The sequence below is a fragment of the Lonepinella sp. MS14434 genome (assembly GCF_042468235.1).
Taxonomy (GTDB): Bacteria; Pseudomonadota; Gammaproteobacteria; order Enterobacterales; family Pasteurellaceae; genus Lonepinella.
Window position 1 is genome coordinate 1,964,577 of the sequence record NZ_CP170386.1, and the last position, 17,621, is coordinate 1,982,197.

Consider the following 17,621-nt stretch of genomic DNA (forward strand, 5'->3'; position numbering starts at 1 on the left):
AGAGATAAAAAGGAGAAATTGATATGAAATTATATTATTTAAAAGGCTCTTGTTCTACCGTGCCACATATTGCGTTAGAGTGGATTGGACAGCCTTATGAAGCCATTGAGGCAACAAGAGAATTTATTAAAACGCCAGAATATTTATCATTAAATCCACAAGGTGCAGTACCGTTATTATTAGATGGTGATTTTGCGTTATCACAAAATGTGGCGATTTTAAGTTATTTAGATGATTTATATCCAGATGCTCAAATTTTCGGTAGTAAAACAGTACAAGACAAAGCAAAAGCAATGAAATGGTTAGCATTTTGTAATGCAGATTTACATAAAACTTTTGGTGCATTTTTCCATCAACCTGCTTATGCAGAAGGTAATGAAACGTTAATACAACAAATTCGTCAAGCAACTGCAGAGAAAATTCTGACTTTATTATCTATTGCAGATGATCATTTGGCTCGCCATTTATTTTTAGGTGAACGTATTTCGGTGGCGGATGCTTACCTTTATACTATTTTACGTTGGTGTCATTTAATTGGAGTGGATTACAGTGATTTGCGAAATTTAGTGGCATTCTATCAACGAGTAGGACAAAATGCTGGTGTGCAATCTGTGCTAAAACAACAAGGATTACCTGTCTAATGCAAAGTTTACGTCATTATCATACCTTTGCCATTGATGTTCAGGCAAAAAATATTGTAGAAATCACCGCAGTTAAGCAATTTACGCAAGTTTGGTCAACGGCAAAAGCGGATAGTCAGCCTGTATTGTTGTTAGGTGAGGGGAGTAACGTCTTATTTGTGCAAGATTTTAACGGTACCGTATTAATTAATCGGTTAAAAGGCATTGAACATAGACAGGATAATGACTTTCACTATTTGCACGTTGCAGGGGGCGAAAATTGGCATCATTTAGTGCAATGGTCGCTGTCACAAGGCATTCAGGGCTTAGAGAATTTAGCCTTAATTCCAGGCTGTGCTGGTTCTGCACCGATACAAAATATCGGTGCCTATGGTGTTGAATTTAAAGATATTTGCGATTATGTTGAGGTGTTAGATTTAAACCAAGGCGAAGTATTTCGTTTAAGTCATGAAGACTGTGGTTTTGCTTATCGCCATTCAGTATTTAAACATCAATATGCAGAGGGTTTTGTGGTGGTTGCTGTCGGGCTAAAATTAGCCAAAAACTGGCAACCTGTGTTGAAATATGGATCACTTGCCAATCTTGATGCGAATACGGTGACAGCTCAACAAATTTTTGCTGAAGTCTGTGCGATTCGCCAAGCGAAGTTACCTGATCCAAAGCAAATCGGGAATGTGGGGAGTTTCTTTAAAAATCCTGTGGTGACTGCTCGTCAATTCCACGATTTACAAGCAGAATATCCCACTATTCCAAATTATCCACAAGCAGATGGCTTTGTTAAGCTGGCAGCAGGTTGGTTAATTGATCAATGCGGTTTAAAAGGCTATCAAATTGGTGGTGCCATGGTGCATCAACAACAGGCATTAGTGTTAGTGAATACGGGTAATGCCACCAGTTCTGATGTCATAGAATTAGCTCATCATGTTCGTCAAGCGGTAGCAGCGAAGTTTGATGTTTATCTTTCACCAGAGGTGCGTTTTATTGGCGCAGATGGTGAGATAAATGCGGAAAATGTGATTAGTTGATAGACTACAAAACCCTGCCGTATAGCAGGGTTTTGGAGAAAGCATGCAATATCAATTATGAGTTTACTTCATCTTTTAATGCTTTACCAGCGACGAACGCAGGTACTTTTGATGCTTTAATTTGGATTTCTTCACCTGTTTGTGGGTTACGACCTGTACGTGCTTTACGCTCGTTTACTTTAAATGTACCAAAACCAATTAACTGTACCGGATCGCCCGCTTTTAAACTACCAGAAATAGCATTTAAAGTGGCTTCTAACGCTGCTTTTGCATCTTTTTTAGTTAAATTCGCTTCTGCTGCAATTGCATCGATTAAATCTGTTTTGTTCATAATTGAATACCTTATAATGTTTTATTAAATGTTGCGGTAAAACCTTTGTTTACCAGATTTCAATAACTGTAAGCACAGTGCCGTATAGATTAAACAAAGTTCGTTTGAAAGCAAGCACTATTTTGTAAATTTGTGGTAAAGATCACATTATTGCGTGATTTCTATACCAATATTTGATATTCCAGCACTACGAATCTCATTTTTTAGGTCTAGAATGAGATCCATATCGCGCTTCTCACATTCATTTAAGGTGCGGTAAATTTGCCATTGCACATCTAATTCTTGTTCAATTTCCACCGCACTTTTCAGATCATTCTCCGATAATTCACGTTCTTGTTCGGTTTCTAACAAGGTTGCGACGGTTTGTAAGGAAAGCTGACTAATTTTAATCGCTTGTTCTAACGTTGAACCTGCAATGATAGCGTGCAATAATTCACCTAAACTTTCCGCCGCATCCAACGCAGGTACCACACCGAAAAAGTCGTAATCATTGACATCGGGAATAATATCTTCTAATTTTTGCAACTGATGATCAAAATTAATTTTGGCATCTTTCACGGTTAGATATTCCCATACCAGATTTAAGATATTTTGGTAGGTTTTGGCTTGTTCTGGTTGTTCCGTCATTTGGCAGAACAGCTGAAAGTTCGGATACATCCGTTCACATAGACAAGCCATAAACGTTAAATGTTGCCAACTTGCAAAATGTTCAAGGCGTTTATGAATAGGGTTTCGCATAGCCGTTCCTTTTATTGATGATAAGGTTTGGAATAATGGTGAATGGCATCCACCAACACTTTTGGGCTTTCCACAGGCACATCTTGATGAATGCCATGCCCGAGATTAAACACATGCCCAGAGCCTGTGCCAAAGTCTGCCAAAATTGACCGCACTTCTTGTATGATGCGTTCAGGTGGGGCATATAACACTGATGGATCAATATTGCCTTGTAAGGCAACTTTATGTCCTACTTGAGCTTTCGCTTTCGCAATATCTACAGTCCAATCTAAACCAATCGCATCACAGCCTGTGTTCGCAATCTGTTCTAACCATAAGCCACCGCCTTTAGTGAACAAAGTAACAGGTACCTTGCGATCTTCATTTTCACGGATTAAACCCGCTACAATTTTGTGCATATATTGCAATGAAAAATCGACATAATCCCGATGTGCCAACACGCCACCCCAAGTATCAAATACCATAACAGATTGAGCCCCTGCTTTAATTTGAGCATTGAGATATAAAATCACCGAATCAGCTACTTTATCCAACAGTTGATGTAATAACTGCGGTTCGGAATACAGCATTTTTTTGATTTTAGTGAATGTTTTGCTTGAGCCACTTTCCACCATATAGGTCGCCAACGTCCACGGACTGCCTGAAAAACCAATTAATGGCACCTCGCCGTTGAGTTCACGGCGAATGGTACGCACCGCATTCATGACATATTGTAATTCGACTTCGGGATCAGGAATTGGCAAATTTTGCACCGCACTTTTGCTTTCTACTGGACGAGCAAATTTTGGTCCTTCACCCACACCAAAACTTAACCCCAAGCCCATCGCATCAGGAATGGTTAAAATATCAGAAAATAAAATAGCGGCATCTAACGCATAACGGCGAAGCGGTTGTAATGTTACTTCACAAGCTAAATCCGCATTACGACAAAGCGACATAAAATCTCCCGCTTTCGCTCGAGTCGCTTTATATTCTGGTAAATACCGTCCAGCTTGTCGCATTAGCCAAACAGGGGTGTAATCGACAGGTTCACGCAATAAGGCTTTTAAATAGCGATCGTTTTTTAATGGTGGCATAAAATTTGATAAATAAAAATAAAGTGGGGGAAGTGTATATGAGATAGATAGTGATTGCAATATTCAAAGGAGATATACCTATTTGCTATTAGCTATCCCTGTGGTAATATTTGGACAAGGAGAAGCAGCATTTAAGGCTTGGAGTACAGTGGCTTTAATTGTTGTTACTTATTTTTTCTTACTAGGTGGACGTTTTTTTCGTCAATATAAATCTAGTTTACCGAAAATACGGGAGAATTAAATTATGTGGTTAAGTATTGGTCTTACTGTACTTGCATTTATAGCGGTTGGTGTCTGTGCATTTGCTTATAGTTTGCTAAAAAGTGTTGAAGCTCCCAAAAAATAATACTTTCTCCATTTTTTAAGAAAAGTAATTTGTGGGAAGTATTATCTCACTTGCGTTCTCACCCATAAATCCGCATACTTCACAAAAGTAGAATGAGCGGATAACACCGCCAATAAAAATCCCTGTTTACCATCTAAAAATCCCGCTTTCAGTAAATACATTTTCACAAAGCAACCTACCGCATGCGTAACACCATCAAAAAGACTGGCTGTTTTGCCTTGTGCCTGACGTTGTTCTGCCCAAGCTTTGGCATAAGCAGCGGATTTCTCTAAATAATGATGAATATTTTTATAAGTAAAATGAGCTAAATTGCCTGTTAGTTTTTCAACCTTTGTACTATTTGGATAATGTACTCGTTCGTGAACCAGTTCATCGCCGTATTTTGCATAATCGGTTTTATACAAACGTACTACATAATCAGGATACCAACCAGAATGACGGATTTCACGTCCGAAAACTGTACTTAAACGGTTAAGTTGATACACCGTATTTTCGGCATTCTTTTGCACCGCAGTTTGAATAGATTGTGCTAATTCGGTGGTAACACGTTCATCGGCATCCAGCCATAATACATAATCACTGGTGACATATTGTTGAGCGAGCTGACGTTGTTTGCCAAAGCCTTGCCAATCAGTATTTTGATAAAATTTTGCCCCGTAAGATTGAGCGATTTGTTCGGTATTATCGGTGCTACCGCTGTCTAAAATCACGATTTCATTTGCCCAATCTTTTACGGTGTCTAAGCATTCCGCCAAATCTTGGCTTTCATTTTTCACAATCATTGCAACGCTGATGGTTGGCATAATATTCTCATTTTGTAGGATAAAAAATTTTCATTATTCTAACCGCACTTTGTAGCAAAACCAACTAAATATCGCTATAATCAAATTGTTTATTCACATTAATTGACAAAAGGAAGATTAACATGGGCTTAGAAAGTGTACCAGCAGGCAAAGAATTACCAGATGATATTTATGTCGTGATTGAAATCCCTGCTAATTCAGATCCAATTAAATACGAAGTTGATAAAGAAACTGGCACATTATTTGTTGACCGTTTTATGGCAACCGCAATGTTCTATCCAGCTAACTATGGTTATGTAAACCATACTTTATCTTCAGATGGCGATCCTGTTGATGTGTTAGTGCCAACGCCATATCCATTACAACCAGGTTCCGTGATTCGTTGCCGTCCAGTGGGCGTGTTAAAAATGACAGATGAAGCGGGTGGTGATGCGAAAGTGGTCGCAGTTCCGCATACTAAATTAAGCAAAGAATACGATCACATTAAAGATGTGGGCGATTTACCTGCGTTATTAAAAGCTCAAATTCAGCATTTCTTTGAAAGCTATAAAGCATTAGAAGCTGGTAAATGGGTAAAAGTGGAAGGCTGGGGCGATGTAAACGAAGCTCGTCAAGAAATTTTAGACTCATTTGAGCGTGCGAAAAAATAATTAACTCAGTGATGCCGTCTTATTTTGGTAAGGCGGTATTTTTTTGTGACATTAGGGGAAATCAGATGTTAAAACGCCAAAAGAAAATATTTGCGACCTGTTTTTCGGTTGCAGTTTTAGTGAGCTGTGCAACCAGTACGGAAATAAACCAACAAGCTGAGAGCCAATATGCTCAAGTTTTAGCACAAGCAAGACAAAAAGGCATATTAGATACCAGTTCTACCACATCAAAACGGGTACAAAAAGTCTTCCACGTGATGCAACCCTATGCCGAAAAAGAAAATAATACTGGTACAAAATTTAACTGGCAAATTGCTGTAGTAAAAAGTGATGATCTTAATGCTTGGGCAATGCCAGGTGGTAAGATGATGTTTTACACAGGACTAGTGGATAAATTATCCTTAACCGATGATGAAATTGCAACGGTGATGGGACATGAAATGGCTCATGCACTAAAAGAACATGGCAAATCATCACGTAATTTAGGTGTATTTACTACAGTACTTGGAGCAGCCGTTGAAGTCGGGGCAGGAGCAGCACTTGGTGTTGATTTACAAGGTTTAGGCAGCGGAACAGTCGATTTAATTACTAATAAGCCCTATTCTCGTAGCAATGAAACAGAAGCAGACGAAATCGGCTTAATGTTAATGGCAAAATCTGGTTATAACCCACAAGCTGCCCCAAAACTCTGGCAAAAAATGCAGGCACAAGGTGGCTCAAGTAAAGTAGCAAGTTTATTCTCTACTCACCCAAGTGATGAAGCTCGCCAAGAAAATTTACAACGTTTATTGCCAGAGGCAATGAAAGTTTATAATGCGAGAAAATAACCAAATGCCACCAAGTGCGGTAAAAATTACCGCACTTTTTGCTTAAAATAATAAATATTTTTATCTGGAAAAATCCAATCAATGAATTTCTTGAGTTTAGCGTTAGTATTGCGTTGTTTCTTGCTTAAAGGTAATTCATTCCAGTCTTTTTCTGCTAATAATGCAATACAATCTTGTAGTGATAAGTTTTTTAATTGAGCATTCACAAAAAAATCTGCAATCATATTATTCCATTCGGTTTTATTGCCCCAATAATGTCCGATAATTGTATTGCAGGGCTGTAAAGGTTGATGCTGATTTAACGCCACAGAAAAAGAAAATTGTTCCACTAATTTACGTTCACAATCTGTACCACAAATTTCATCACAGAGTTGTAATGCGAGTGCAAGGATTGCTTGAGCCTTTTCTGCGGGTAAAGCAACCACACCCGCATTCCACATCACACTATCAGGTCTAATTTCAATATTGGCAAAGGTTTTTCCTACTAAAGTGCGGTGCATTTTTTGCCAAGTTCGATTGGATTGTTCGCTTAATACACCTTCTTTTAAGTGCATAAATGTTTGCCCCTGATTAAGCTGGTGTTGCATTTCCGTTAATGGCGTGGCTAAAAAAGTATCGCTATCCACATAGAGCAAATGTTGAGCGGGATATTGGGCTTGAACAGTCTGCAACGCCTTAATTTTCACTCGCCAAAAGAAGTGATATTTTCCTTGCCATTGCTGTAAGGTGGTTTGGTTAATTTCAATAAATTCAATACGATCACCAAAAACACGGTAAAAATCTGGGCGATCGGTGATGACAATCACTTTTTCAATTTGCGGATCTCGCAAAAAAGTTAAAATGGCAAAACAGGCTTGATAATGGTTTTCAAGCCGTTCGCCGAAAGTGAGTAAGGTTAAATTCATGTTTATATTTAATCAATTACATATTAAGTACGGTATTCAACCAATGCGTAAAAGAATATTTTTGTTTAATTTGTGGTGCTATCTCAATATAAGGCATTTTTAGAAATGCTAGCAATTCATCTGAATTATTTTCCCACACAAGAATATTATTTTTATGGTAGAAATCATATTTTTTGATGGCTGCATTGGTAGTAATAAGTTTTTTATTAAAACATAAGGCATCAAAACTTCGAAAAGAAAGCCCCGAGTGCATTGGCGTAACAAAATCTACCACCACAGATGAGGCTTTTACTTTGGCAAGATTTTGTTCAAAGCTAAGGGCGTTATTACTGGTGAGATAAGTCATTTCCCCTTCACCAAAAGTATTCTTGGCACGATCATCTTTACACACCATATAAAAATCTAAGTCAATATTTAAGTGCTTACTAGTTTGTAGAAATTGCAAAATATCGTCATTTCTTAACGGGTTATAACCACCTAAAAAATACAATTTATGATTTTCTTGCATGCCTGCATTATCTGCTTGGAGTGGAAAATCAAAATAGAAATTGGTGATCGATTTGAAACCGTATTTTTCTTCATCTTTTTTATCAAACACAAAGAAATCATCAAAAAAAGGTTGGTATTCTAAAATATCGGGAAATAAATCAATGCCGTCCCATTGGTAATTTACGCAATAATCAGAATGGGCTTTGATTTTCTGAATAATATTTTTAGGTAGGGTATTGGCTCGAATACAAAGGGCATAATCAGCCTTGTTTGTTTTTAGTTGAGCCAATTTATCTTCAAAATCCTGTTCAAAGGGAAGAAATTTGAGTTGTTTGCGATATTCATCGTCTTTGTGAATATATTTTTCATACAATAAACGAACTCGGCTCCATACATTAGGGTAGTGGGTCTTATTGACGTTGTAGCACAAGTTGATGACATTGAAACCGAGATGGATCAAGTTCTTTTCAATACATTGATCCAAACCGTACAAATAAGGGGCAACGAGAATAATGGTTTTTTGTGTCATTGTGATGTCACCAAAGATAAAATTTTCTCAATATGATGGTTTAAACTTGGATTATACTGTAACACTGACAATGGGTCATCAATTCGCTGTGGATTACTTAAGGATAACTGCATGGCTTGATGTAATGAGTCGGTGTTTTCTCGATCAAACAAATAACCAAATTGCCCCTTTAATACTTCTGTACAAGCCATATTTTGCGAGAAAATAATCGGCGTGCCACATAAAATAGACTCAATCCCGACCAATCCAAAGGGTTCATATTGGGATGCCATAATAGTAAAATCCGCTGCCCGATATAAATCGGGCATATTGTCGCGGAAACCTAGCGACACCACATTTTCGCTTTCTTCCACGGGTGTACCGGCTACCACCAGTTTACAATGGCTGCCTTTTAATTGAGTATCAAAATAGGCTCGGAGTAAATCAAAGCCTTTGCGTTTATGTCCTGTGGACGGAAACAAATAGATGATGTCATGTTCCGCAAAATGAAAGTTCTGACGTAATTTTGACCGCACTTCATTTGTCACTGGTGAGAATTTTTGATCATCAATGGGCGGATAAATCACCTGAATTTTCTCACTTGGCACGTCATAAAATGCCATCAATTCGTTTTTCATGAGTTGTGAATGAGCAACAATGGTTTTAGCAGATTGATAGGCTTTCTGCTCGTTACGGATTTTCAAGCGATCTAATAGGGTTGGGATTTTATTTAACGCATTGATGTAGCCTTTGTGCTGTCCACCACAAATCAGCAGATCGGTCCCCACAATTTGCGTAATAGATAGGGTAGTTTCTGGGGCATTTTTAATGGTGCGAGCAAAGCATTGTTTACGTAGAAATTTTGGACACCAAGAAAGAGCAACTTTTTGGGGTTTAATCCATGGGTATTGTTTGAGCTTTTCATCGAAAGAAATGGCATACACCACAGGTTTGATACCAGCTTGATGAAAACCAGCGATAAGATCCAAGGCATAACGTTCAATACCGCCACCTTGTTTAAATTTGATCATTGCAAGCGAAATGGTCATTGTGTATCTCTTAAAAAAGATTGAGTGAAATATTGGTATCTAGTAGAATGAAAGACAATTTTATAGATGCCTAATATTAGTACGTTATGGTGATTTGTGCAAGCATCTAACCACATAGGGTGGTTTTCGTCAGAATGATACCGAGAGATATTTTTATATGAAACAATTTGGTAAAGGTAAAACGATTGCTCTTGTAATGCCCGAAGATCATAATTTATATCAAATGATCATCAAAAATCTCAAGTATTATGGATTTAACGTGATTTTCCGTCATAAATCAAAATATGAATCAGTATTAGATCTTTGTTATGTGCCTATTATTCGTAAGTTACGTAAAATTTTTTTGAAAGATAAGCATTATAAAGAGCGAGTGCTTAATAAGCGATTTATTGATAAATTAAATAAACATGTTAAAAATACGGGTAAAAAAATTGACTATGCTTTATTTATTAGAGGGGATGAGTGTCTTATTGATTTGCTTTATGACCTAAAACTGTTATCTAATAAAATGATTAATTATCAATGGGATGGTGTGGATGTATTTCCAAGTGTTTTATCAAGGATTACGTTTTTTGATCGGTTCTTTATTTTTGATCGTAACGATCTAATAAAATACCCACAGTATAATTTGTCGCTAACTACCAATTTTTATTTTGATTTTGATGATGTAAAAAAGCATATAACAGATAATAAACTTTCACCAAGTTTATATTTTCTAGGAGGGCATGCAGAAAATAGGATTGATAGTATAAAATATTTTTTGAATATGATAAATAATTCCGGCTATCAAGTGAATTTTTATATTCAAATATATAAAAATACTCAAAAGTCTTACTATCAAGAATATAATATTAATGTTTCTAAATCCAATATTTTTTTTAATGAAAATATTAAGTTAGTACAACAAAATACTGTGCTTGTTGATTTTGTCAATAGTAGGCACAATGGACTTTCATTCCGTACTTTTGAAGCACTTTATTATGGTAAAAAGCTTATCACCACTAATCGTAGTATAGTAACTTATGATTTTTATCATCCAGATAATATTTTTATTTGGGATGGTGAGCATCTAGAAATCGAAGAATTACAAGCATTTTTGGCTAAACCCTATATGGATTTACCTAATAAAATTGTGCAGAAATATTCTTTCGAAAATTGGATCAAAACTATTTTGGGAATAACGGAATAATGAACAAGCAAGTGTACTACGCCAAAGAATAATAATTTTACAAAAAATGTCAACGAAATTGGTGAAGCGTTGAATGTGGTAGATAGGGTGTTGGTGGATTTGGCGAATAATAAGGAATTAGTTGCATTTTATATTTAAGGCAGAAAATCCCCCTCACCAAGCCTAGAGCCTATCCCCTATTTTGTCTACTATACCAATTGTTGCGTAATATTGCTTAAACCAAATACCCTAACTGGCGATAAACTTCTGCATCGTTGCGTTTACCAATACGCAAAACAAGGATTTCTAATATATCGTTATTAATTTGATAAATAATACGATATTCTCCTGATTTAATCCGTCTAAGCGTTGGATAGCCTGTAAGTTGTTTAGATTGAAGTGTCAGTGGGTTTTCTGCTAATAGATCAATCTTAGCCATATTAGCCAATAGCGTCAAATTTTTGTTCATTTTGGAATCAAGATCACAAAAATAGCCTGAAATTTAAATCTTACTAATATTAAGATCTTATTGAAAATTATTGGCTACAAGCTAAGGAAAAACAATGAAAACGCCTTCTCGCTATATTGATCTAACCACCGACTATGGATTCAAAAGAGTCTTTGGTACGGATGTGAATAAAGATTTACTTATAGACTTTCTTAATGAACTTTTTCAAGGTAAAAAAGTGATCAAAGATCTCACTTACAATAAAAATGAACAACAAGGCGACACTGCCGAACAAGGGTTGGTGATTTTTGACCTAACTTGTACAAGTGAGGACGACTCGCAATTTATTATTGAAGTACAACGCAGTAAGCAAAATTATTTTAAAGAACGCACCATTTATTACGGTAGTAAACTCATCAGCGATCAAGCCTCTAAAGGTGGTGTAAATGGTTGGAATTATGCTATTACTGAAGTTTATGTCATCGCCATTATGGACGGTTTTCATTTTTCTGACAGTAAAGAATATCTACACGATATTTGCCTTTTTAATCAAAAGACAGGGCAAAAATTTTATGATAGACTAGCTTTTATCTACATTGAATTACTGAATTTCAATAAGCCTGAAACAGTACTGGAAAGTGATTTGGACAAATGGTTATTTGTATTGAAAAATATGGCAAGATTGGATAAATTGCCTACGTTTTTGAAAAAGCCTGTTTTCCAGAAACTATTTCAAATTGCCGAGTACAGTAACTTAAACAAAGGGGAAAAACAGATGTACGATGTCAGTTTAAAACGCAAATGGGACGAGTATGCCGTACGTGAATATTGGGAAACCGAAGGTATGCAAAAAGGCATAGAGAAAGGCATAAAGAAGGGCATAGAGAAAGGTATTCAACAAGGAATACAAGAAACGCAAAGAAAAAATGCGTTAAATATGCTTAATCTTGGATTGAGTTTAGAGATTATTTCAAAATCAGTTGATTTACCCATTGATGAAATTAAAAAACTTTGTAGCCAGTAAAACAAAACCCCAGTTCTCACTGGGGTTAGTTTTATCAAATAGAATCCAAAAACAGATTATTTTGTACCTGGAATACTGAAACGTTTGTTGAAACGTTCTACACGACCACCAGTGTCAACAACACGTTGTTTACCAGTGTAGAATGGGTGGCAGTTGCCACAAACGTCTAAGTTTAAATCTTTGCCCACAGTTGAGCGAGTTTTGATAACATTACCGCAAGAACATGTTGCAGTCACTTCTTTATATTCTGGGTGAATACCTTGTTTCATAGAAAACCTCAAATTGAAGCCATGTCGCTATAAGAACTATCCGAATTGAATATTCAAACACCACATGTGATTAATAATACGCTTTCGAATTTTTGATTTAAATTCTGAAAGCACGAAAAAGAGCAGAAATTATACCGAAAAAAATGGATTATTCAAGGGGGATTTTTCGTTATAATAAATCAAATTTAATTCTCAAGGTTGTTTATGAAATTTGTTCGCATTGCTTTTGCTGTGCCATTAATGTGTTTTTTTGATTACCTTTTGCCTGATGATCTTAATGTTTGTATCGGGGCAAGGGTGCTTGTGCCATTTGGTACGCAAAAACGAGTCGGTATTGTAGTGGAATTGCCAGAACAAAGTGATTTGCCTTTGGAACAGTTAAAATCAGTGTTAGCTGTGATAGATGAGCGATCTATTTTTACGCCACAAAGTTGGGTATTACTCACTTGGGCAAGCCGTTATTATCATGCACCCTTGGGAGATGTGCTGTTTTCTGCCTTACCTGTTAAATTACGCTCAGGCGAAAGTGCGGTGCAAAAATCGAAAATTTTGTGGAAAATCACCGCACTTGGTGAGCAAGCACTTTTATCTGGTGGACTTAAACAAGCGAAGAAACAGATTGCTGCCTTGCAAGCATTAAGTCAATCTCCGTTAGAAAAAGGCAATAATGAATTTAATTCCGCCATTTGGTCAGCCTTAAAAGAAAAACAATTTGTCGAAGAAATTGAGCAATTTGTTGAGATAAAAAGTTGGCAACAGAGCTTGGGTGATTTACCTGTGGCGAAAGCAGAAAATCGTTTAAGTTTAAATAAACAACAGGCGTTAGCGTTTACTCAGGTGCTGTTTCAACAAGGGTTTGCGGCATTTTTGTTAGATGGCGTGACAGGTTCGGGTAAGACTGAAATTTATTTACAACTGATCGAAGAAATCCTGAAAAAAGGTAAGCAAGTTTTAGTGTTAGTACCTGAAATTGGCTTAACGCCACAAACGGTGCAACGGTTTCAATCTCGTTTTAATGTGCAAATAGATGTATTGCATTCGAATTTAAACGATACGCAACGTTTGAATGTGTGGCAACGAGCGAAAACGGGGCAAAGTGCGGTGGTCATTGGTACAAGATCGGCGTTGTTCACGCAATTTGCTGATTTAGGGCTGATTATTTTAGATGAAGAACATGATAGTTCTTTCAAACAGCAAGACGGCTGGCGTTACCATGCTCGAGATTTGGCGGTGGTGTATGCGAAACAGTTGGATATTCCCGTGTTAATGGGATCAGCAACGCCAAGTTTAGAAAGTTTAAATAATGTTAATTTAGGTAAATATCAGCATATTTTATTATCTAAACGGGCAGGTAATGCTACTATGGTTGAATGTCAATTAATTGATTTAAAAAAGCAAAATGTAGTCAATGGATTGTCGGTGGCATTATTAAAGAAAATGGAAGAGCATTTGCAAAAGGGCAATCAGGTGCTGTTATTTTTAAATCGGCGTGGTTTTGCACCCGTATTATTATGCCATGAATGTGGTTGGATAGCGGATTGTCAGCATTGTGATAAACCATTAACTTATCATCAAAATCAACGCGTTATGCGATGCCATCATTGTGCTTCGCAACGTCCGATTCCACGTCAATGTGCGAAATGTGGTTCAACTAATTTAGTCACTACGGGGCAAGGAACGGAACAGCTAGAACAAACGCTACAACAGCGTTTCCCCCAATATGGCATTACTCGAATTGACCGAGATAGCACCGCTCGCAAAGGTAAATTAGAGAGTCATTTAAACGATATTCAGCAAGGTAAAAGCCAGATTCTAATTGGTACACAAATGTTAGCCAAGGGGCATCATTTTCCGAATGTAACATTGGTCGCATTGATTAATGTGGATAGCGGTTTGTTTTCCTTAGATTTTCGGGCGGAGGAACGGTTAGCCCAGCTTTATGTGCAAGTAGCAGGGCGTGCAGGACGGGCGGAAAAACAAGGTGAAGTGGTGTTACAAACCCATTATCCAGAACATCCTTTATTGCAACGTTTGTTAAATGAGGGCTATGCTTCTTTTGCGGCGGAGGCTTTACAAATGCGACAGGTTATGGGGTTGCCACCGTTTAGTTCGCAAGCCTTATTTAAGGCACAAAGTCGTAAGAGTATTGAAGCAGAGCAATGTTTACAGCAAATTGCTGATTATTTCCAACAATGGAAACTGGCTCAAAATCAACCGCACTTACAGATTTTAGGGGTGATGCCAGCCCCTTTCGCGAAGAAAGCGGATCAATATCGTTGGCAGTTGTTATTACAGCATACCAATAGGGTAGTTTTACAACAAGCATTGCAGGATTTCTCTCAACAAGAGATGAGTAAATCGTGGCAAGTGCGGTTAAATTTGGATGTGGATCCACAAGATCTGTCTTAATTCCCTCGCCAAATGAACAATAATTGAGTAGAATTAGCGACTATTTAGTCATTTCACTTATCTATTAACAATATTATCGGAATATTATAGTGGCACAGCGTGATTACGCCGCTCGTAGCGGTTCAAAAAAGAAGAAATCAACAAAGAAATCTCTGTTATTAGCTATTGCAACTGGTGTTATTGTTGCTTTTGTTCTTGGTCTTTATTTATTAAAAGAAAAAGCGCCTGAACCTGTTAAGCAAAATACGCCATCAGTGGTATCTGAAGAAAAAGACAAGCATAAGAGTCAACTGCCAAGTAAATTGGAAGAAACCTTTTCTTATATTAAGGAATTAGAAAACCGTTCTATTACGAATAGCCAACCGGTGCAATTAAGTGAAACGCAGAAAGCGGAGTTGAAACGTTTGCAAGAAGAAGAACAGGCTAGACAGGCAGCTTTAGAAAAACTAAAACAGACAGAATCGACCAATATAACAATGGCCCCAAATGCTGGTGCTCAAGTAGTAGATGCTGAACTAACGGATGTTGGTGCTACTGAGCCTGCAGTGAATGATGAAGCCAAATTAAAGGCAGAGCAGGAACGTACAGTCGCAGAGCAGAAAAAACTGGCGGATCAACGTAAAAAAGAAGAAGAACGTAAACTTGCTGAACAGAAAAAAGAAGAAAGTAAAAAAGCAAACGCAGCAAAATCGGCCGGAAAATTTGGTTTACAATGCGGCGCTTTTAATGATCGTGCGAAAGCAGAAAGTTTACAAGCTCGTTTAGCGATGGCTGGGTTAAATGCACGTATTACCGAAAGCGGTAAATGGAATCGAGTTTTAATTGGACCGATTGGTGATCGTCCAGCGGCGGTTTCTGCTCAACAGCAGGCAAGTGCTATTGCAGGTTGTGTGGTGATTGGCATGTAATTTTCTGAAACCATTTAGGACAGCCTTTAATTAACTAAGTGCGGTGAAAATTTTTATTATTTGCACCGCACTTTTTTCTTGCGTAAATCTTAAAAATCATTAAAATGAACGAACGTTCATTCATTGGAGTAATGATCAGATTTGGCAAATCAGTAAAATTTACTGGTTTGTTTGTTTTTTAGCCAAATAAAGTGGTTTTTATGCAAAATTCTGAACCAGATATGGCAGAGCAAATTTTTATCGCAACAGAAAAGTTAATGGCGGAATATGGTCTGCCTTACTTATCGATGCATAAAATTGCTAAAGAAGCCAAAATATCTGCCGGCACAATTTATATTTATTTTAAAAGTAAAGAAGAATTGTTAGAGCAATTTGCAAGGCGAGTGTTTTCCAATTTTCAACGAGAAATCGCACGAAATTTTGATGAAACCAAGCCTTTTTTTGAGCAATATCGACAAATGTGGAAAAATATTTGGTCGCATTTGTTAAAAAATCAAATGGTAGTGGCGAATATGCACCAGTATAGAGCGTTACCAAAATTTAATGAAATTTGTCAGGAATTGAATAAACAAAACCTATGGACAAATTTTTGTATGAAAGCAAAACAGGCGGGAGTGATATGTGATTTACCCACCGATGTGTTGTTTTTTATTAGTTTAGAAAGTGCGGTGAATTTGTCATTTAGAAATATAGATTCTTGTGCCAAAGAGAAACTTTCTGACGATACCTTAGACATTATTATTGAAAGAACCTGGCGTTCTATTCAAAAAGAAATTTAGTTAATTATTTACGGAGTTTTTTATGACCCAAATTCAAACAAATAAACCCAAACGTAGTCATACTTTCTTATTGAAAGTCGGTCTTACTGTGGCGGTCATTATTTTTGTTGGCGTAATTGGTATGAATATTTTTAAAAATAAAATGATTGCCAGTGCGATTGCTAATATGCCTGAATCAGTCAGCCCTGTTACTGCCATGGAAGTGGCAGCTAAAGAGTGGACACCAGTGATTACCTCGACAGGTCTTGTTCGTCCAAATCAAGGGGCAATGTTAAGTGCGGAAGCCTCTGGTACAGTGAAGCATATTTTAGTGAAATCGGGTCAAACCGTGAATAAAGGTGATGTGCTAGTTGAGTTAGATAATGATGTAGAAGTGGCGACCTTACGTGCCACAGAAGCACAATTACCTGCCCTTCGCTTAACTTACCAACGTTATGCTAACTTATTGAAAACACAATCTGTTTCTCAAACTGAATTTGATAATGCGAAAGCCAGCTATGATCAAGCGGTCGCCACCATTAATTCATTAAAAGCAGCTGTTGAACGTCGTAAAATTGTGGCACCTTTTGCAGGTAAATTGGGGATTGTGAAAGTCAATGAGGGTCAATATATCACGGTTGCCACAGAGATCGTGAGGGTTGAAGATACCTCATCTATGAAAGTAGATTTTGCGGTTTCACAAAAATTATTAGAGTATATTAAAGTCGGTCAAAAAGTGACGGCAACCGCAGATGCTCGTTTAGGTGAAACCTTTGCTGCTCGTGTAACAGCCATTGATGCAGGCATCAGTTCATCGACTGGATTAGTCGATGTGCAAGCGACATTTGAGCCGAATGATAGTCAGAAATTGCTTTCAGGTATGTTTACTCGTTTGAATATTGCCTTACCGACTCAATATGGTCAAGTCGTGATTCCACAAGTGGCGGTGAGCTACAATATGTACGGTGAATTTGCGTATGTATTACAACCCTTAAGCGATGACGATAAACAAAAATTAGCTGATAGCGAAACATTAGATAAAACCTACCGTGTCAAACAAGTCACGGTGAAAACCAAGGATCGTCAAGGTATTTACGCACAAATTAACAAGGGTGATTTAAATATTGGCGATAAAATCGTAACAGGTGGTTTCCAACGTATTAGCAACGGCAGTTTGGTTGTTGTTAAGGATAAAGATGGCGTGGGTACAGAGCAACCTGCGGACAAAACAAATTTGTAATTTAAGGGT

General features: G+C 37.3%; 19 protein-coding genes. 10 read left to right on the forward strand and 9 right to left on the reverse strand.

Annotation, left to right across the window (positions count from 1 at the left end):
* Positions 1-23 precede the first annotated feature (23 nt).
* Complete coding sequence (locus tag O1Q79_RS09505) at positions 24-641, forward strand: glutathione S-transferase family protein (protein WP_386692014.1); 618 nt, start codon at positions 24-26, stop codon at positions 639-641.
* Positions 641-1,666, forward strand: a complete 1,026-nt coding sequence (murB, locus tag O1Q79_RS09510) for a UDP-N-acetylmuramate dehydrogenase (RefSeq protein ID WP_386692016.1) — start codon at positions 641-643, stop codon at positions 1,664-1,666. The genes O1Q79_RS09505 and murB overlap by 1 nt, the downstream gene beginning before the upstream one ends.
* Before the next feature lie 55 nt (positions 1,667-1,721).
* Here the strand turns inward: murB and O1Q79_RS09515 are convergent, their stop codons facing one another.
* From O1Q79_RS09515 to O1Q79_RS09530, 4 genes are all read right to left on the reverse strand, one after another.
* Positions 1,722-1,997: an HU family DNA-binding protein gene (locus O1Q79_RS09515; RefSeq protein WP_386692019.1), complete on the reverse strand. Its 276-nt coding sequence runs from the start codon at positions 1,995-1,997 to the stop codon at positions 1,722-1,724.
* Between the two features lie 147 nt (positions 1,998-2,144).
* Complete coding sequence (locus O1Q79_RS09520; RefSeq protein WP_386692021.1) at positions 2,145-2,735, reverse strand: YjaG family protein; 591 nt, start codon at positions 2,733-2,735, stop codon at positions 2,145-2,147.
* A gap of 11 nt (positions 2,736-2,746) precedes the next feature.
* The gene (hemE, locus tag O1Q79_RS09525; protein WP_386692023.1) at positions 2,747-3,811 is read right to left on the reverse strand and encodes a uroporphyrinogen decarboxylase; all 1,065 of its coding nucleotides are present in this window, start codon (positions 3,809-3,811) and stop codon (positions 2,747-2,749) included.
* 387 nt (positions 3,812-4,198) lie between these two features.
* Positions 4,199-4,960, reverse strand: coding sequence for a glycosyltransferase family 2 protein (locus O1Q79_RS09530; protein ID WP_386692025.1), 762 nt, complete (start codon positions 4,958-4,960; stop codon positions 4,199-4,201).
* 122 nt (positions 4,961-5,082) lie between these two features.
* Here O1Q79_RS09530 and ppa point away from each other — a divergent pair, with 122 nt between their 5' ends.
* The gene (ppa, locus tag O1Q79_RS09535; RefSeq protein WP_386688443.1) at positions 5,083-5,610 is read left to right on the forward strand and encodes an inorganic diphosphatase; all 528 of its coding nucleotides are present in this window, start codon (positions 5,083-5,085) and stop codon (positions 5,608-5,610) included.
* A 65-nt stretch (positions 5,611-5,675) separates the two neighbouring features.
* Positions 5,676-6,437, forward strand: coding sequence for a M48 family metallopeptidase (locus O1Q79_RS09540; protein ID WP_386692027.1), 762 nt, complete (start codon positions 5,676-5,678; stop codon positions 6,435-6,437).
* Positions 6,438-6,463: 26 nt separating this feature from the next.
* On the opposite strand, the gene O1Q79_RS09545 is transcribed toward O1Q79_RS09540, so the two are convergent.
* The 3 genes from O1Q79_RS09545 to O1Q79_RS09555 are packed head-to-tail and all read right to left on the reverse strand — an operon-like array spanning position 6,464 to position 9,388.
* Positions 6,464-7,342, reverse strand: coding sequence for a hypothetical protein (locus O1Q79_RS09545; RefSeq protein ID WP_386692029.1), 879 nt, complete (start codon positions 7,340-7,342; stop codon positions 6,464-6,466).
* A gap of 16 nt (positions 7,343-7,358) precedes the next feature.
* Entirely contained in the window at positions 7,359-8,360 is a 1,002-nt protein-coding gene (locus O1Q79_RS09550; protein WP_386692031.1) for a hypothetical protein, read from the reverse strand.
* Positions 8,357-9,388, reverse strand: a complete 1,032-nt coding sequence (locus O1Q79_RS09555; protein ID WP_386692033.1) for a glycosyltransferase family 4 protein — start codon at positions 9,386-9,388, stop codon at positions 8,357-8,359. The genes O1Q79_RS09550 and O1Q79_RS09555 overlap by 4 nt, the downstream gene beginning before the upstream one ends.
* 157 nt (positions 9,389-9,545) lie before the next feature.
* On the opposite strand from O1Q79_RS09555, the gene O1Q79_RS09560 reads away from it, so the two are divergent.
* Complete coding sequence (locus tag O1Q79_RS09560; RefSeq protein ID WP_386692035.1) at positions 9,546-10,577, forward strand: hypothetical protein; 1,032 nt, start codon at positions 9,546-9,548, stop codon at positions 10,575-10,577.
* A 214-nt stretch (positions 10,578-10,791) separates the two neighbouring features.
* On the opposite strand, the gene O1Q79_RS09565 is transcribed toward O1Q79_RS09560, so the two are convergent.
* Positions 10,792-10,995: a type II toxin-antitoxin system RelE/ParE family toxin gene (locus O1Q79_RS09565; RefSeq protein ID WP_386692037.1), complete on the reverse strand. Its 204-nt coding sequence runs from the start codon at positions 10,993-10,995 to the stop codon at positions 10,792-10,794.
* 124 nt (positions 10,996-11,119) lie between these two features.
* Between O1Q79_RS09565 and O1Q79_RS09570 the strand changes: the two genes are divergently transcribed.
* The gene (locus O1Q79_RS09570) at positions 11,120-12,028 is read left to right on the forward strand and encodes an Rpn family recombination-promoting nuclease/putative transposase (protein ID WP_386692039.1); all 909 of its coding nucleotides are present in this window, start codon (positions 11,120-11,122) and stop codon (positions 12,026-12,028) included.
* Positions 12,029-12,084: 56 nt separating this feature from the next.
* On the opposite strand, the gene rpmE is transcribed toward O1Q79_RS09570, so the two are convergent.
* Positions 12,085-12,297 carry a 50S ribosomal protein L31 gene (rpmE, locus tag O1Q79_RS09575; RefSeq protein WP_386692041.1) on the reverse strand — a complete coding sequence of 71 codons (213 nt, stop codon included), beginning with the start codon at positions 12,295-12,297 and terminating at the stop codon, positions 12,085-12,087.
* 204 nt (positions 12,298-12,501) lie between these two features.
* Here rpmE and priA point away from each other — a divergent pair, with 204 nt between their 5' ends.
* From priA to O1Q79_RS09595, 4 genes are all read left to right on the forward strand, one after another.
* Positions 12,502-14,706, forward strand: a complete 2,205-nt coding sequence (gene priA, locus O1Q79_RS09580) for a primosomal protein N' (RefSeq protein WP_386692043.1) — start codon at positions 12,502-12,504, stop codon at positions 14,704-14,706.
* An 89-nt stretch (positions 14,707-14,795) separates the two neighbouring features.
* The gene (ftsN, locus tag O1Q79_RS09585) at positions 14,796-15,614 is read left to right on the forward strand and encodes a cell division protein FtsN (protein WP_386692045.1); all 819 of its coding nucleotides are present in this window, start codon (positions 14,796-14,798) and stop codon (positions 15,612-15,614) included.
* Between the two features lie 200 nt (positions 15,615-15,814).
* Positions 15,815-16,393 carry a TetR/AcrR family transcriptional regulator gene (locus tag O1Q79_RS09590; protein ID WP_386692047.1) on the forward strand — a complete coding sequence of 193 codons (579 nt, stop codon included), beginning with the start codon at positions 15,815-15,817 and terminating at the stop codon, positions 16,391-16,393.
* Between the two features lie 22 nt (positions 16,394-16,415).
* The gene (locus O1Q79_RS09595; protein WP_386692048.1) at positions 16,416-17,612 is read left to right on the forward strand and encodes an efflux RND transporter periplasmic adaptor subunit; all 1,197 of its coding nucleotides are present in this window, start codon (positions 16,416-16,418) and stop codon (positions 17,610-17,612) included.
* Positions 17,613-17,621: the final 9 nt, after the last annotated feature.

Coding starts and splice junctions, on each gene's coding strand:
- O1Q79_RS09505 (WP_386692014.1), top strand. CDS start 24: ATGAAATTATATTATTTAAAAGGCTCTTGTTCTACCGTGCCACATATT.
- murB (WP_386692016.1), top strand. CDS start 641: ATGCAAAGTTTACGTCATTATCATACCTTTGCCATTGATGTTCAGGCA.
- O1Q79_RS09515 (WP_386692019.1), bottom strand. CDS start 1,997: ATGAACAAAACAGATTTAATCGATGCAATTGCAGCAGAAGCGAATTTA.
- O1Q79_RS09520 (WP_386692021.1), bottom strand. CDS start 2,735: ATGCGAAACCCTATTCATAAACGCCTTGAACATTTTGCAAGTTGGCAA.
- hemE (WP_386692023.1), bottom strand. CDS start 3,811: ATGCCACCATTAAAAAACGATCGCTATTTAAAAGCCTTATTGCGTGAA.
- O1Q79_RS09530 (WP_386692025.1), bottom strand. CDS start 4,960: ATGCCAACCATCAGCGTTGCAATGATTGTGAAAAATGAAAGCCAAGAT.
- ppa (WP_386688443.1), top strand. CDS start 5,083: ATGGGCTTAGAAAGTGTACCAGCAGGCAAAGAATTACCAGATGATATT.
- O1Q79_RS09540 (WP_386692027.1), top strand. CDS start 5,676: ATGTTAAAACGCCAAAAGAAAATATTTGCGACCTGTTTTTCGGTTGCA.
- O1Q79_RS09545 (WP_386692029.1), bottom strand. CDS start 7,342: ATGAATTTAACCTTACTCACTTTCGGCGAACGGCTTGAAAACCATTAT.
- O1Q79_RS09550 (WP_386692031.1), bottom strand. CDS start 8,360: ATGACACAAAAAACCATTATTCTCGTTGCCCCTTATTTGTACGGTTTG.
- O1Q79_RS09555 (WP_386692033.1), bottom strand. CDS start 9,388: ATGACCATTTCGCTTGCAATGATCAAATTTAAACAAGGTGGCGGTATT.
- O1Q79_RS09560 (WP_386692035.1), top strand. CDS start 9,546: ATGAAACAATTTGGTAAAGGTAAAACGATTGCTCTTGTAATGCCCGAA.
- O1Q79_RS09565 (WP_386692037.1), bottom strand. CDS start 10,995: ATGGCTAAGATTGATCTATTAGCAGAAAACCCACTGACACTTCAATCT.
- O1Q79_RS09570 (WP_386692039.1), top strand. CDS start 11,120: ATGAAAACGCCTTCTCGCTATATTGATCTAACCACCGACTATGGATTC.
- rpmE (WP_386692041.1), bottom strand. CDS start 12,297: ATGAAACAAGGTATTCACCCAGAATATAAAGAAGTGACTGCAACATGT.
- priA (WP_386692043.1), top strand. CDS start 12,502: ATGAAATTTGTTCGCATTGCTTTTGCTGTGCCATTAATGTGTTTTTTT.
- O1Q79_RS09590 (WP_386692047.1), top strand. CDS start 15,815: ATGCAAAATTCTGAACCAGATATGGCAGAGCAAATTTTTATCGCAACA.
- O1Q79_RS09595 (WP_386692048.1), top strand. CDS start 16,416: ATGACCCAAATTCAAACAAATAAACCCAAACGTAGTCATACTTTCTTA.